Here is a 13,253-nt window from a genome sequence, read left to right as displayed (position 1 = left end):
GCCAACGACCAAGATCTGCTCCAAAAGAGAGACCCGATGAAACGCCTGCTGCTCGCGACCGCCCTGATCGCCGTTCCCATGCTCGCGCACGCGGCGGATGCGCCGAAGATCGACCCCGCCAAGCTGTCGGCCCACATCAAGGTGCTGTCGTCCGACGAATTCGAGGGCCGCGGCCCGGCCACGGCGGGCGAGACCAAGTCGGTCGACTACATCGTGGGCGAGATGAAGGCCATCGGCCTGGAGCCGGCCGGCGACGTCGGCAAGGACGGCGCCCGCGCCTGGACCCAGGACGTGCCCCTGGCCAAGTTCGACATCAAGGGTCCGGTCAGCGCCCAGTTCACCGTCGGCGGCAAGGCCATCCCCCTGGCCCAGGGCGAGCAGATCGCCATCCGCGCGGCCATGACCAATGTCGACAGCGTCGCCCTCAAGGACGCCCCGATCGTCTTCGTCGGCTACGGGGTCAAGGCGCCCGAGCGCAACTGGGACGACTTCAAGGGCCTGGACCTGAAGGGCAAGGTCCTGGTGGTGCTGATCAACGATCCCGACTTCGAAACGGGTTCCGGCGACTTCGGCGGCAAGGCCATGACCTATTACGGCCGCTGGACCTACAAGTTCGAGGAGGCCGCCCGCCAGGGCGCGGCCGGCGTGCTGATCGTCCACGAAAGCGCCCCCGCCTCGTACGGCTGGGCCACGGTCAAGAACTCCAACACCAACACGATGTTCGACATCGTCCGCAAGGACCCGACCAAGAGCCACCCGCCGCTCGAGTCCTGGATCCAGCGCGACGTGGCCGTCGACCTGTTCAAGGCCGCGGGCCTCGACTTCGACGCCCTGAAGAAGCAGGCCCAGGGCCGCGACTTCAAGCCGGTGGAGCTGAAGGGCGCGACCTTCTCGGCCAGCTACGCGGTCGACCACGCGGTGATCACGTCCAAGAACGTCGCCGGCCGGATCAAGGGCTCGGCCCGTCCCGACGAGACCATCATCTACAGCGCCCACTGGGACCACCTGGGCGTCGGCCAGCCGGACGCCAAGGGCGACAAGATCTACAACGGCGCGATCGACAACGCCGACGGGATCGCCGCCATCCTGGAGCTGGCCCGCGCCTTCAAGAGCCAGCCGGCCCCGCAGCGCTCGATCCTGTTCCTGGCCGTCACCGCCGAGGAGCGCGGCCTGCTGGGCTCGGAGTACTACGCGGCCAACCCGCTGTACCCGCTGTCCAAGACCGTGGCCGACCTGAACATCGACGCCCTCTCGGCGGCCGGTCCGGCCAAGGACATCACCACCTCGGGCGACGGCAAGGTCGACCTGCAGGACCTGCTGGTGGCCAAGGCCAAGGCCCACGGCCGCTACTTCACGCCCGACCCGTCGCCCCAGGCCGGCCACTTCTACCGCTCGGACCACTTCCCGTTCGCCAAGCGCGGCGTGCCGGCCATCTCGGTCGGCTCGGGCGAGGACCTGGTCCAGGGCGGCAAGGAAGCCGGCCAGAAGGCGGAAGAGGACTACACCGCCAACCGCTACCACCAGCCGGCCGACGAATGGTCGGCGGACTGGGACCTCAGCGGCCAGGCCCAGGACATCGGCCTGTTCTACGAGGTCGGCGCGGACCTGGCCAATTCCAAGACCTGGCCGGAATGGCAGGCGGGGTCCGAGTTCAAGGCGCTGCGCGACACGACCAAGGCCGACCGGAAGTAACCATCCTACCGTTGTCATCCCGGAAAGGGCGGAGCGCTTGTCCGGGACCCAGGGGCGGCCGCACCGCATTCGCCCAGTCCCCTGGGTCCCGGACAGCCCCTGCGGGGCTTCCGGGATGACAACCGTTTTCGAGCGTATCCAAGAGCGCCCGCCGCCCTCCGTGACGGGCGAGGTATCCAAATGACAGCCTCCGTCTTCGACCTGTTCAAGCTGGGCGTCGGCCCGTCGAGCAGCCACACCATGGGGCCGATGACGGCCGCCGGCCTGTTCGTCGGGCGGCTGCGCGACGCCGGCACGCTGGCGTCCGTCGCCCGGGTCGAGACGCGGCTCTACGCCTCCCTGGCCCTGACCGGGCGGGGCCACGCCACCGATCGGGCGGTGATCCTGGGCCTGATGGGCTTCGTGCCGGCCGAGCTCGATCCCGACGCGGGCGAGGCCGCGCTGCTGGAGGCCAGGGCCAGCCAGTCCCTGAAGCTGGGCGGCGACCATCCGATCGTCTTTGACGAGGCCCGCGACATCGTCTGGGCGGGCCACGAGCGCCTGCCCCAGCATCCGAACGGGCTCACCTTTACGGCTTTCGACGCCGCTGGCGTCGTGCTGGCCGAGCGGACCTATTTCTCGATCGGCGGCGGCTTCGTGCGCGACGAGAGCGAGATGGGCCGCAACACCCCGCCCGAGCCGGGTCCCGAAATCCCGCACCCGTTCGAGAGCGGCGCCGACCTGCTGCAGCGGGCCGCCGACGCGGGCCTGTCGATCGCCGGGGTCATGGGCGCCAACGAATTGGCGCGGATGGACCAGGACCAGCTGGACGCGGGCCTGGACCGCATCTTCCAGGCCATGGAGGCTTGCATCGAGCGCGGCATGCGCGAGACCGGGACCCTGCCGGGCGGCCTGACGGTCAAGCGCCGGGCCCGCCAGATCCACCAGACCATCCAGGGCCGCCTGGAGCGCCAGATCAGCGACCCGCTGGCGGCCATGGACTTCGTCAACCTGTGGGCCATGGCGGTCAACGAGGAGAACGCCGCCGGCGGCCGGGTGGTCACCGCCCCGACCAACGGCGCGGCCGGCCTGATCCCGGCGGTGCTGCGCTTCTACCACCGCTTCCACAACGGCACGCCGCAGGGGGTGCGGGTGTTCCTGCTGACGGCGGCGGCCATCGGCGCGCTCTACAAGCGCAACGCCTCGATCAGCGGCGCCGAGGTCGGCTGCCAGGGCGAGGTGGGCGTGGCCTGTTCGATGGCGGCGGCCGGCCTGGCTGCGGCGCTGGGTGCCTCCAACGACCAGATCGAGAACGCCGCCGAGATCGGCATGGAGCACAACCTCGGCCTGACCTGCGACCCGATCGGCGGCCTGGTCCAGATCCCCTGCATCGAGCGCAACGCCATGGGCGCCATCAAGGCCATCGACGCGGCGAGGCTGGCGCTGCTGGGCGACGGCCAGCACTCGGTGTCGCTCGACAAGGTGATCGCCACGATGAAGCGCACCGGCGAGGACATGAACGAGATCTACAAGGAGACCTCGCTGGGCGGGCTGGCGGTGGGGCTGTCGGTCAACCGGGTGGAGTGTTGACCACTTGCCACCTACGGATCGCTTCGCGATCGTCTTCCCCCAGAGGGGAAGAGCCTAAGCGCGAAGGCTCCGCCCCCTATGGGGGCGGACAGGCGGCGAAGCCGCCAGGTGGGGGCAAGTCGGCAACCGCACGTCACATCCGACCGTTAAGCCTCACCATTCCCACCGTCGGAGCTCCTCATGCGCCTCGCCCTGACCACCGCCGCCCTGATCACCCTCGCCGCCTCCGCCGCCCAGGCCTCGACGCCCGGCTCGTGGAACGACCTGCGCGTCCGCTCCGACAAGGCCTGCATCGCCGCCGCCCAGGAGCTGCGCAACGTCCGCATCACCGCCTATGGCGACACCTTCCAGTCGGTGACCGTCTCCAGCCTAGAAGGCGTCTACAGGCCCAAGCACATGAAGGGCGCGCGCGGCAAAGCCACCTGCGTGTTCGACAAGCGCAGCGGCCGCGCCGAGGTGCAGGAACTGCAGGTCCGCCGCTAGCGACCCGCGTTTTCCCGCTTGCCTGTTCTCGCCCGCCTCGCCTAGGGTGCGCCGCGAGAACAGGAAGGGAACACTCATGTCCGGCATCATTCGCACCGGCATCGGCGGCTGGACGTTCGAGCCCTGGCGGGGGACCTTCTATCCCGACGATCTCAAGCAGAAGGACGAGCTGAAATACGCCTCGTCCAAGCTGACCAGCATCGAGATCAACGGCACCTACTATTCCACCTTCAAGCCCAACAGCTGGCAGAAGTGGCGCGACGAGACGCCGGACGACTTCGTGTTCTCGGTCAAGGCCAGCCGGTTCTGCACCAACCGCCGGGTGCTGTCCGAGAACAACGACTCCATGACGAAGTTCCTGTCCCAGGGGCTGGAGGAGTTGGGCCCCAAGCTCGGCCCCATCAACTGGCAGTTCATGGCCACCAAGAAGTTCGATCCGGTCGACTTCGAGGGCTTCCTGAAGCTGCTGCCCAAGGAGATCGGCGGCCGGCCGGCGCGCCACGCCCTGGAGGTCCGCAGCCCGACCTTCGCCTGCCAGGAATTCTACGACCTGGCCGCCAAGTACGGCGCGGCCATCGTCTACGCCGTCGACGACGAGGAGCCGACCTGGCCCTGCATCGACGAGCCGACCGCCGACTTCACCTACGCCCGGCTGATGTCCAGCAAGGCCGACGAGCCGACGGGCATGAGCTCGGACGAGCTGGGCGCCATCGCCAAGCAGACCCAGGGCTGGGCCCAGCGCGGCGACGTCTTCGCCTACTTCATCGCCGGGGCGAAGGTGCGCAACCCGTCCGCGGCCATGGCGCTGATCGAGAAGCTGAAATAGGCCGAGCCCGGAACGGGGGACACACACTCACCCAACGGCCTCGGCCAACCTGGCAAGGCTTCACCGTGAGTGTGTGTCCCCACCTTCGCGCTACGCTCTCACCGGCTCGCCCACGATCTCCGCTGGACCTTCCAGGCAACCCAGCGCCCGCAGGCTGGCCCCGACCGCCGCGTCCAGCGGCGTGTGCGGGACCTCGCCCAGGAACGCGCGGAGCTTGCGGTCGTCCAGCACCAGCGGCTCGCGCCACAGGTAACGCATCTCGGCCATCTCGCGGAACAGCGGCACGACCGGCGACAGGGCCGCGACCAGCCACCAGGGGAAGCCCATCACCGGCAGCCTCGGCCGGCCGGTCACCCGCCGCACCGACTCCGCCATCTCGCCCCAGCCCAGCAGGTGGCCGCCGAAGTGGAACATCTCGAACGCCCCCAGGCGCTCGGAGCGGTCCAGGATGCGGGCCATGGTCTCGGCCAGGTCCGGCAGATAGGCCCAGGCGTGGGCCACGCCCCGGGTCGCCGGCTCAGTCACCGATTTCACCGGCGCGCCCGGCTTGATCACCATCTGCCCGAACCAGTTGTTGCCGGCGTGGGGTCCGAAGAAGTCGCCGGCCCGGACGATCAGCACCGGCGTCCCGTCGGCCGACGCCGCCTTCAGCCGCCGCTCCATCTCGACCCGGATCCTGCCCTTGCGGGTGGTCGGGGCCTGGGGCGCGGTCTCGTCGACCAGGGGGAAGGTCTCCAGGCCGAAATTGTAGACCGTGCCCGGCAGCAGGATACGCGCCCCCTCGGCCTTGGCCGCGGCGATCGTGTTGTCCAGCATCGGCAGCACCAGCTTGCCCCAGTTGCGATAGCCGGGCGGGTTGGCGGCGTGGACGATCAGCCGGGCGCCCCGGGCGGCGCGGGCCACGTCGGCGGCGACCATGGCGTCGCCGGCTGCCCACTCCAGCCCCGGCCGGGCGGGCATGGGACGGCGGGTCAGACCGCGCACGGTCCAGCCGTGACGGGCCAGGGCGGCGGCGACCTCGCCCCCGATGCCGCCGGCCGCGCCGACCACCAGGGCGATGCAGTGCTTGTTGGAATTCATGTCCGTCTCCCGTTCTGGTGACCGAAAGATCGCTCGCGGCGCCCCAAACGAGAATTGACGAACACTCTTGATCTGCCATGCATAAATGCATGAGCGACCCCGACTGGAGCCTATACCGCGCCTTCCTGGCGGTGATGACCGAGGGCAGCCTGTCGGCCGCCGCCCGGGCCCTGGGCCTGACCCAGCCGACCCTGGGCCGCCAGGTCGCCGAGCTGGAGCGCGGCTTGGGCGTGGCCCTGTTCACCCGCTCGCCCCAGGGCCTGAAGCCCACCGACGCGGCGCTGGACCTCCAGCCCCACGCCCAGGCCATGGCCACGGCGGCCGGCGCCCTGGTGCGCGCGGCGTCGGGGGCCGGCGACACGGGGCGCGGCGTGGTCCGCGTCACCGCCAGCGAGATCATCGGCGCCGAGGCCCTGCCGCCGATCCTGGCCGACTTCCGGCCCAGGCATCCGGGCGTCGCCGTCGAGCTGTCGCTGGACAACCAGCAGCAGGACCTGCTGCGCGGCGCGGCCGACATCGCCGTGCGCATGGTCCGCCCCACCCAGGACGCCCTGGTCGCCCGCCGGCTGGCCGACACCCATCTGGGCCTCTACGCCCACCGCCGCTATCTCGAGGCCGAGGGCGTCCCCGCCACCGTCCACGACCTGAAGGGCCACGCCCTGGTCGGCTTCGACCGCGAAACGCCGTTCCTGCGCGGCCTGATGCAGCGCCTGCCCATCAGCCGCGACGACTTCACCCTGCGGGCCGACAACGACCTGGCCCAGCTGGCCGCCATCCGCGCCGGCTGCGGGGTGGGCTTCATCCAGCACGGCATCGCCCGCCGCGATCCGGCCCTGGTCCCCGTGTGCCCCGGCCAGATCGGCTTCCGCCTGGAGGTCTGGCTGGTCATGCACGAGGACCTGCGCGCCACCCCACGCATGCGCGCCCTGTTCGACCACCTGGCCGAGGGCCTGGCCGCCTTCCTGGCGACGTCGCAGCCGTGAGCGTGGATCACGGACTGGAAGCCGACCACCGAGTCGGGCCACTAAGCCGAAGCTTCGACGTCGGGGGATGAGGATGAGGATTGCGAGTGCTCTGGCCGTGTCGGCCGTCTTGGCGGCCGGAACGGCCGCGGCCCAGGACGCGCCGTCGGCGCCCCTGCCCGCCCAGGTCAAGGCGCTGGAGGGCTGCTGGCGCGGAACGGGCGAGGTGATGGGCAAGCCGGTGACGCTGGAGCTGACGGCCAGGCCGGCCGCCCTGGGCGCGCTGTTCGTGATCGAGACCCGCAGCCAGGCCAAGGCCGACCCCGCCGACCGCTACGCCGCCCACCTGGTGATCGGCGCCAAGGCGCCCAAGGGCGCGTTCCCCGCGATGCTGACCGGCTACTGGGCCGACAGCTTCGGCGGCGACTACACGGCCACCGGCGCCGGCGCGGTCCGCGAGGACGGCTTCGAGCTCTCCTACAGCTATCCGCCCTCCAGCTTCCTGAACCGCTGGACCCTGACGGGCGACAAGCTGGCATGGACGATCACCGCCCGCGAGGGCGACAAGACCCAGGCCTTCGCCAGCTACCAGGCGACGCGCGCGGCGTGCCCGGCCCCTTAAGGACGTCGATGGAAAACATGGTTAACCGAACCTCAACACCGGCGCGCTAGAACCGGCGGCATGCGCCGCGTCCTCGCCCTCCTGCTGATCGCCGCCGCCCTGACCGGGTCGGCCACGGCCCAGACCGCCAGGCCGACGCGCGTGGTCGCCCAGACCTCGGAGGCCGCTCCGGCCCAGGGCGACAGCCCGGCCCTGCCGCCGCCGCTGATCCCGCTGACCGGCGCGTCCCAGGGCCGCGATCCGGATCAGTGCCGGTCGGCCTGTAGCCGCACCTACTTCTTCTGCCGCGCCAATAGCGACGACGACGGCTGTCCCACCCAGTGGATGCAGTGCAAGTCGCGCTGCACGGCCACCTACTCGCCGCGCGCCGCCAACTAGCGTCTTGGGGCTGAGCCAAACCCGCTCGCTGACCTAGAGGCAGTTTGACGCCTCGCATAACGCTGATACGCTCACCTGAACAACGATAAGTCAGGGAGGCCCGCCATGGGCGGCCAAAGAGCGACCCCGGGGCGGCTTCCGAAGGTCTGCATCATCGGCGCGGGCTGCAGCGGCTTCACCACCGCCAAGCGGCTGAAGGACGCCGGCGTCCCCTACGACTGCTTCGAGGCCTCCGACGACATCGGCGGCAACTGGTACTATAAGAACCCCAACGGTCTGTCGGCCTGCTACGAGAGCCTGCACATCGACACCAGCAAATGGCGGCTGGCCTTCGAGGACTTCCCGGTCCCGGCCGACTGGCCCGACTTCCCCCACCACAGCCAGGTCTTCCAGTACTTCAAGGACTACGTGGCCCATTTCGGCCTGCGCGAGACGATCACCTTCAACACCAAGGTGCTGCGCGCCGAACGCACCCAGGCCGGCCTGTGGTCGGTGGCCCTGTCGACCGGCGAGACCCGCCTCTACGACGTGCTGATCGTCGCCAACGGCCACCACTGGGACCCGCGCGTCCCGGAGTATCCGGGCAGCTTCGACGGCCCCGCCTTCCACGCCCACGCCTACAGCGACCCGTTCGACCCGGTCGACATGCGCGGCAAGACCGTCGTGGTGGTGGGCATGGGCAATTCGGCCATGGATATCGCCAGCGAGCTGGCCCAGCGCCCGATCGCCGGCAAGCTGATCGTCTCGGCCCGGCGCGGGGTGTGGGTGTTCCCGAAATACCTGAACGGCAAGCCGTCCGATAAATCGGCCATGCCGCCGTGGATGCCGCGCAAGCTGGGCCTGAAGATCGTCCGCTCGCTGATCCGCAAACACGTGGGCCGGATGGAGGACTACGGCCTGCCCAAGCCCGATCACGAACCGCTGGAGGCCCACCCCTCGGTCAGCGGAGAGTTCCTGACCCGGGCCGGCTGCGGCGACATCACCTTCAAGCCGGCGATCAAGGCGCTGGAGGGCCGCAACGTCCGCTTCGCCGACGACAGCGTCGAGCCCGTGGACGTGATCCTGTTCGCCACCGGCTACAAGATCAGCTTCCCGTTCCTGGCCGACCCGGCCCTGGTCCCCGACGCCGACCACAGGCTGCCGCTGTTCAAGCGGATGATGAAGCCGGGCGTGCCCGACCTCTTCTACATGGGCCTGGCCCAGGCCCTGCCGACCCTGGTCAATTTCGCCGAGCAGCAGTCCAAGCTGGTGGCCGAGTACCTGACCGGCCGCTACGCCCCGCCGCCGAAGGCCGAGATGGAGCGCATCACCGCCAAGGACGAGGAGCGCCACACCGGCCAGTACTACGCCTCGGCCCGCCACACGATCCAGGTCGACTTCGGGGTCTACTGCGCCGACCTCAAGAAGGAGATCGCGGCCGGCGAGAAACGGGCCCGGGCGGCCGGCGGCACCCTGCCGGTCCCGGCGCGCGCGTCGGAATCCTTGCCACTGGCGGCGGAATGAGGCTGAGATCATGACGGGGCGTCATCTGGGCCTCGCCACGAGTCGCGTCCGATGTCGAACATCGCCTACTTCCCCGCCCGTCCGCCCGCCGAGGACAACCGCCCCGGCAAGCGCGAACGCACCAAGGTCGCCAACCGCCAGTCGATCCTCGACGCGGCGCGGGCGGTGTTCGGCGAGCTGGGCTACGAGGCCGCCACGGTGCGCGACATCATCCGCCGCACGGGCTTGGCCTCGGGCACCTTCTACAACTACTACAAGTCCAAGGAAGAGGTGTTCGACGCCCTGGCCGACGACGGCGCGCGGCGCTTCCGGCCGATCCTGCGGGCCGAGTCCGACAAGGCGGCCGACTTCGAAAGTTTCCTGCGCGGCGCGATCCGGGCCTATTTCGACTTCCTGGAAGGCGAGCACGAGAGCTGGCGGGTCAACCGGCCGGCCGGCGAGATCTTCCCCCACGCCCGCGCCACGCCCGAGGTCCAGGCGGTGTTCGACGAGGTCCACGTGGCCCTGGCCAAGGTGCTGGAGCACGACCACGCCCCGGCCGTCGACCTGGACTACTTCGCCGCCGCCTGCATCGCCATCGCCCGCGAGGTCGGCGACAAGATGTTGGAGCGCCGGCCCATCGACGTCGACGGGGCCACCGACTTCGCCGTCCGGATGATCCTGGGCGGCCTGCCCGCCCTGCCTCGACCCTAGAGGCCCCGCCCCTCGAAACACCCGCCCAAACATAAGAACAAGACATAAGAAAGAGCCCGAATGGCCGACCCCGCCGTCCAGAAGTTCATCCTGAAAGCGATGATGTCGCTGCCCAGCCCGATCCTGCGGGCGATGTCGGGCGGCGGAACGGTCTACCGCGGCGGACGCACGCTGGACCCGCGCTTCCAGTTCCTGGCCGCGGCCGCCGCCAAGCTTCCCTCCATGACGACGCTATCGCCGGACGAGGCCCGCGCCGCCAGCGCCCGGGGCCTGGCCGCCATGAGCGGTCCGCCCGAGCCGGGCGTGCGCAACGAGAGCCTGTCCATCGACGGGCCGAACGGACCCGTCAGACTGCGCGCCTATCGTCCGGCCGACCAGGACAGCAGCGCCCCGCTGATCATCTTCGCCCACTTCGGCGGCGGGGTGATCGGCGACCTGGAGACCTGCCACGCCTTCTGCGGGATCCTGGCGCGGACGGCGCGCACGGCGGTGCTGTCGGTCGACTATCGCCTGGCGCCCGACCACCGCTTTCCGACCGGACTGGACGACGTGCTGGCCGCCTTCCGCTGGGGTCGCGACAACGCGGCGCGGTTCGGGGCCCTGCCGGGCGCCGCGGCGATCGGCGGCGACTCGATGGGCGGCAACTTCTCGGCCATCGTCGCCCAGGAGATGAAGCGCCTGGGCGAGGCCCAGCCTGCCCTGCAGCTGCTGATCTATCCCGCCGTCGACGTGGCCAGCGAGACGCCGTCCATGACCACCTACGGCGACGCCTATCCGCTGAGCCGGCCGATCATGGACTGGTTCATGGGCCACTATATGGGCCCCGACGCCGACCCGGCCGATCCGCGCCTGTCGCCGGACAAGACCGCCGACCTGTCGGGCCTGGCCCCGGCCGTGGTGATCACCGCCGGCTTCGATCCCCTGGTCGACCAGGGCGAGGCCTACGCCAAGCGCCTGGTCGCGGCCGGCGTGCCGGTCACCTACCGCTGCTACGACAGCCTGGCCCACGGCTTCACCGCGTTCACGGGTGCGGTCCCGGCGGCCGATGCGGCGTGCCGGGAGATCGCGCGGCTGGTGCGGGCGGCGTTCGACGCGGCCAAGGCCTGATTCCCCACACTCCGCTCATCCCGGCAAAAGCCGGGACCCAAGCTGAATTGGCGGGAAGGCGCATGGCGGCTCGATCGATCACGGCCCATCCTGAAGCTCGGCTTGGGTCCCGGCTTTCGCCGGGATGAGCAGAGATTTTGGAGCTCAAGACGATGCGCGCCCTTGTCGTTGAAAACCTGAGCGAAAACTTCGCCGGCTGCGCGGTCCGGGAGGTCACCACGCCGACGCCTGGTCCGGGCGAGGTGCTGGTCCGCGTGCGCGCCGCCAGCGTCAACTTCCCCGACCTGCTGATGACCCGGGGCGAATACCAGTTCAAACCGCCCCTGCCCTTCACCCCCGGCCTGGACCTGGCCGGCGAGGTCGCGGCGCTTGGAGAAGGCGTCACCGACTGGAAGATCGGCGACGCCGTGGTCGGCGGGGCGCGGCTGGGTGGGTTCGCGGAATACGCCGTGCTGTCGGCGAGCGCGCTGAAGCCCAAGCCGGCCCGCCTGTCGTTCGCCCAGGCCGCCGCCTACGGCGCGGCCTATCTGACCGCCTATGTCGCCCTGGTCCGCCGGGCGCGGCTGGAGCCGGGCGAGTGGGTGCTGGTGCACGGCGCGGCAGGCGGGGTGGGCCTGGCGGCGGTGGACCTGGCCAAGGCCCTGGGCGCGCGGGTGATCGCCGCCTCGGCCTCGGACGACAAGCTGGCGCAGGTCCAGCGCCTCTACGCCCCCGACGCCGTGGTCAACGTGACCGGCGGCTTCAAGGACAAGGTGAAGGCGATCACCGGCGGCCGCGGCGCCGACGTGATCTACGACCCGGTGGGCGGCGACGTCTTCGACGAGAGCGTCCGCTGCATCGCCTTCGACGGCCGGCTGCTGGTGATCGGCTTCACCTCGGGCCGCATCCCGACGGTCTCGGTCAACATGCCGCTGATCAAGGGTTTCTCGGTGATGGGCGTACGGGCCGGCGAGTACGGCCGCCAGTTTCCCGAGAAGGGCCGCGAGAACGCGCGGGCGGTGTGGCGGATGGCTGACGAGGGCGTAATTCGGCCCCATGTGCATGCGGAGCTTGGCCTTGATCACTGGCGCGAAGCCTTCGACCTGCTGGCGAACCGGCAGGTCGTCGGCAAGGCGGTGATCCTCCCCGAAGCTTAGAGCCCTGACCAATCTTGTGATCCAGCATCTTGCCAGAACGAGTCTGATCGGCGCCTTGGCCGCGATCTCGGTCGCCGCGCCCGCCCGAGCGGACGGGCCGCCCACGACCTTGCGGGATGTTCTCATCACATCAGTGGACGATACAAAGATCGGGTCAGGCTATCTGGTCTTTTGGGACAGGGTCGCGGTCGAAACCCGTAGCGGATCGTCGAGGGAGTTGTTCTCGGTCAGCTTCGGCGTCGATCGCCTGCCAAGCCCGGGCCAGCGCTGCGACATTCGCTATCACCTGGGGCGAGAGGGCCTTCTATCCCGTCCACAAGAGACCACGGACGCCGACTGGCTGGTGATGGACAGCTTCGCGTGCGCTACGGCGTCCGATCCACCCACCCCGCCAAGCCCCTGATCCGACTCGTCTTCGTGTCGGACTCATGTTGACAGCGCCCGCCCGTTCCCTTATCCACCGCCCCTCACTCGCGGCGGCCTCGCGGCTATCGCGTCCCACTATTGTATTCGGAGCCACCTCGTGAAGCGGACATTCCAGCCGTCGAAGCTCGTGCGAGCCCGCCGTCACGGCTACCGCGCGCGTATGGCCACCAAGAACGGCCAGAAGATCGTCGCGCGTCGCCGCGCCAAGGGCCGTAAGCGCCTGACGGCCTAACAGCCTTCTCCCGTCTCTCTTCGGCGGGAAACTAGACCATGATGGAAGCCGCCCTTTCCTCGAACCAGGCTCTAGGCCTGCGCCGGAAAGGGCGGCTTTTTTCATGACCGAAGCCCAGCTTCCGCGGTCTCCGAAGATCGAGCGCCTGAAGAAGCGCCCGGACTTCCTGAAGGCCGCCAAGGCCCCCAACCTGGCTCGCGGCGCGGTGTTCCTGCAGATGCGTCCTCGCCACGACGACGACCCGCTGATCCGGGCCGGCTTCACCGCCACCAAGAAGATCGGCGGCTCGGTCGAACGGAATCGCGCAAAAAGACGCCTCCGAGAGGCCGCCCGACTGCTTCTCCCCCTTCATGGCCGCCCGTCTTGCGACTATGTGTTCATCGCCCGCGGCGGAACCGGCCAGCGGCCATGGGGGCGTTTGCTTGACGACGTTAAAACCGCGCTGATAAGCCTCGCCGCCGACCTCGATCGCGCGGGCCCGGGCCAGCCGCCTGCTCCGCACGCCCCCGCCGCGTCCGATTCCTCCGTTTCTGGTTAAGTCCCA

The 13,253-nt window shown here is 69.8% G+C and carries 14 protein-coding genes and 1 pseudogene; 14 read left to right on the top strand and 1 reads right to left on the bottom strand.

All coding sequences use genetic code 11. From position 1 onward, the window contains the following. Positions 1-36 precede the first annotated feature (36 nt). The 4 genes and pseudogenes from BR39_RS0112385 to BR39_RS0112370 form a co-directional block, all read left to right on the top strand. Complete coding sequence (locus BR39_RS0112385; protein WP_029912036.1) at positions 37-1,692, top strand: M28 family metallopeptidase; 1,656 nt, start codon at positions 37-39, stop codon at positions 1,690-1,692. A 180-nt stretch (positions 1,693-1,872) separates the two neighbouring features. After that, positions 1,873-3,261 carry an L-serine ammonia-lyase gene (locus BR39_RS0112380; RefSeq protein ID WP_029912035.1) on the top strand — a complete coding sequence of 463 codons (1,389 nt, stop codon included), beginning with the start codon at positions 1,873-1,875 and terminating at the stop codon, positions 3,259-3,261. Between the two features lie 180 nt (positions 3,262-3,441). Next, entirely contained in the window at positions 3,442-3,744 is a 303-nt protein-coding gene (locus BR39_RS0112375) for a hypothetical protein (RefSeq protein ID WP_029912034.1), read from the top strand. A 41-nt stretch (positions 3,745-3,785) separates the two neighbouring features. Next, positions 3,786-4,570, top strand: a pseudogene (locus tag BR39_RS0112370) (DUF72 domain-containing protein); the annotation flags it as partial. 90 nt (positions 4,571-4,660) lie between these two features. Here the strand turns inward: BR39_RS0112370 and BR39_RS0112365 are convergent. Then, entirely contained in the window at positions 4,661-5,650 is a 990-nt protein-coding gene (locus BR39_RS0112365; protein WP_029912030.1) for an NAD-dependent epimerase/dehydratase family protein, read from the bottom strand. An 89-nt stretch (positions 5,651-5,739) separates the two neighbouring features. On the opposite strand from BR39_RS0112365, the gene BR39_RS0112360 reads away from it, so the two are divergent. The 10 genes from BR39_RS0112360 to rnpA all read left to right on the top strand — a co-directional run bounded on the left by BR39_RS0112360 (position 5,740) and on the right by rnpA (position 13,247). Next, positions 5,740-6,633, top strand: a complete 894-nt coding sequence (locus BR39_RS0112360; protein WP_029912026.1) for a LysR family transcriptional regulator — start codon at positions 5,740-5,742, stop codon at positions 6,631-6,633. Between the two features lie 73 nt (positions 6,634-6,706). Next, positions 6,707-7,234: a hypothetical protein gene (locus tag BR39_RS0112355; protein ID WP_029912023.1), complete on the top strand. Its 528-nt coding sequence runs from the start codon at positions 6,707-6,709 to the stop codon at positions 7,232-7,234. Positions 7,235-7,294: 60 nt separating this feature from the next. Then, positions 7,295-7,612, top strand: coding sequence for a hypothetical protein (locus BR39_RS0112350; RefSeq protein WP_029912021.1), 318 nt, complete (start codon positions 7,295-7,297; stop codon positions 7,610-7,612). 105 nt (positions 7,613-7,717) lie between these two features. Further along, positions 7,718-9,115: an NAD(P)/FAD-dependent oxidoreductase gene (locus BR39_RS0112345; RefSeq protein ID WP_029912020.1), complete on the top strand. Its 1,398-nt coding sequence runs from the start codon at positions 7,718-7,720 to the stop codon at positions 9,113-9,115. 51 nt (positions 9,116-9,166) lie between these two features. Then, positions 9,167-9,808 (top strand): TetR/AcrR family transcriptional regulator, encoded by a 642-nt coding sequence (locus tag BR39_RS0112340; RefSeq protein ID WP_029912013.1) that lies wholly within the window; start codon positions 9,167-9,169, stop codon positions 9,806-9,808. A gap of 60 nt (positions 9,809-9,868) precedes the next feature. Continuing rightward, entirely contained in the window at positions 9,869-10,915 is a 1,047-nt protein-coding gene (locus tag BR39_RS0112335) for an alpha/beta hydrolase (protein ID WP_029912011.1), read from the top strand. Between the two features lie 152 nt (positions 10,916-11,067). After that, positions 11,068-12,051, top strand: a complete 984-nt coding sequence (locus BR39_RS0112330; RefSeq protein ID WP_029912010.1) for an NADPH:quinone oxidoreductase family protein — start codon at positions 11,068-11,070, stop codon at positions 12,049-12,051. 16 nt (positions 12,052-12,067) lie between these two features. Next, the gene (locus BR39_RS0112325; protein WP_029912005.1) at positions 12,068-12,454 is read left to right on the top strand and encodes a hypothetical protein; all 387 of its coding nucleotides are present in this window, start codon (positions 12,068-12,070) and stop codon (positions 12,452-12,454) included. Positions 12,455-12,574: 120 nt separating this feature from the next. Continuing rightward, positions 12,575-12,709 (top strand): 50S ribosomal protein L34, encoded by a 135-nt coding sequence (gene rpmH, locus BR39_RS0112320; RefSeq protein WP_012284717.1) that lies wholly within the window; start codon positions 12,575-12,577, stop codon positions 12,707-12,709. A 103-nt stretch (positions 12,710-12,812) separates the two neighbouring features. Beyond that, positions 12,813-13,247 carry a ribonuclease P protein component gene (rnpA, locus tag BR39_RS0112315; RefSeq protein ID WP_029912001.1) on the top strand — a complete coding sequence of 145 codons (435 nt, stop codon included), beginning with the start codon at positions 12,813-12,815 and terminating at the stop codon, positions 13,245-13,247. The last annotated feature ends 6 nt before the right edge of the window (positions 13,248-13,253 follow it).

The sequence above is a fragment of the Caulobacter sp. UNC358MFTsu5.1 genome (genome assembly GCF_000712075.1).
Lineage (GTDB): Bacteria > Pseudomonadota > Alphaproteobacteria > Caulobacterales > Caulobacteraceae > Caulobacter.
Note: the sequence above shows the minus strand (reverse complement) of the source record. Positions and strands in the feature narration are given on the sequence as shown.

Coding starts and splice junctions, on each gene's coding strand:
- BR39_RS0112375 (WP_029912034.1), top strand. CDS start 3,442: ATGCGCCTCGCCCTGACCACCGCCGCCCTGATCACCCTCGCCGCCTCC.
- BR39_RS0112365 (WP_029912030.1), bottom strand. CDS start 5,650: ATGAATTCCAACAAGCACTGCATCGCCCTGGTGGTCGGCGCGGCCGGC.
- BR39_RS0112345 (WP_029912020.1), top strand. CDS start 7,718: ATGGGCGGCCAAAGAGCGACCCCGGGGCGGCTTCCGAAGGTCTGCATC.
- rnpA (WP_029912001.1), top strand. CDS start 12,813: ATGACCGAAGCCCAGCTTCCGCGGTCTCCGAAGATCGAGCGCCTGAAG.
- BR39_RS0112340 (WP_029912013.1), top strand. CDS start 9,167: ATGTCGAACATCGCCTACTTCCCCGCCCGTCCGCCCGCCGAGGACAAC.
- BR39_RS0112380 (WP_029912035.1), top strand. CDS start 1,873: ATGACAGCCTCCGTCTTCGACCTGTTCAAGCTGGGCGTCGGCCCGTCG.
- BR39_RS0112385 (WP_029912036.1), top strand. CDS start 37: ATGAAACGCCTGCTGCTCGCGACCGCCCTGATCGCCGTTCCCATGCTC.
- BR39_RS0112330 (WP_029912010.1), top strand. CDS start 11,068: ATGCGCGCCCTTGTCGTTGAAAACCTGAGCGAAAACTTCGCCGGCTGC.
- BR39_RS0112360 (WP_029912026.1), top strand. CDS start 5,740: ATGAGCGACCCCGACTGGAGCCTATACCGCGCCTTCCTGGCGGTGATG.
- BR39_RS0112335 (WP_029912011.1), top strand. CDS start 9,869: ATGGCCGACCCCGCCGTCCAGAAGTTCATCCTGAAAGCGATGATGTCG.
- BR39_RS0112350 (WP_029912021.1), top strand. CDS start 7,295: ATGCGCCGCGTCCTCGCCCTCCTGCTGATCGCCGCCGCCCTGACCGGG.
- BR39_RS0112355 (WP_029912023.1), top strand. CDS start 6,707: ATGAGGATTGCGAGTGCTCTGGCCGTGTCGGCCGTCTTGGCGGCCGGA.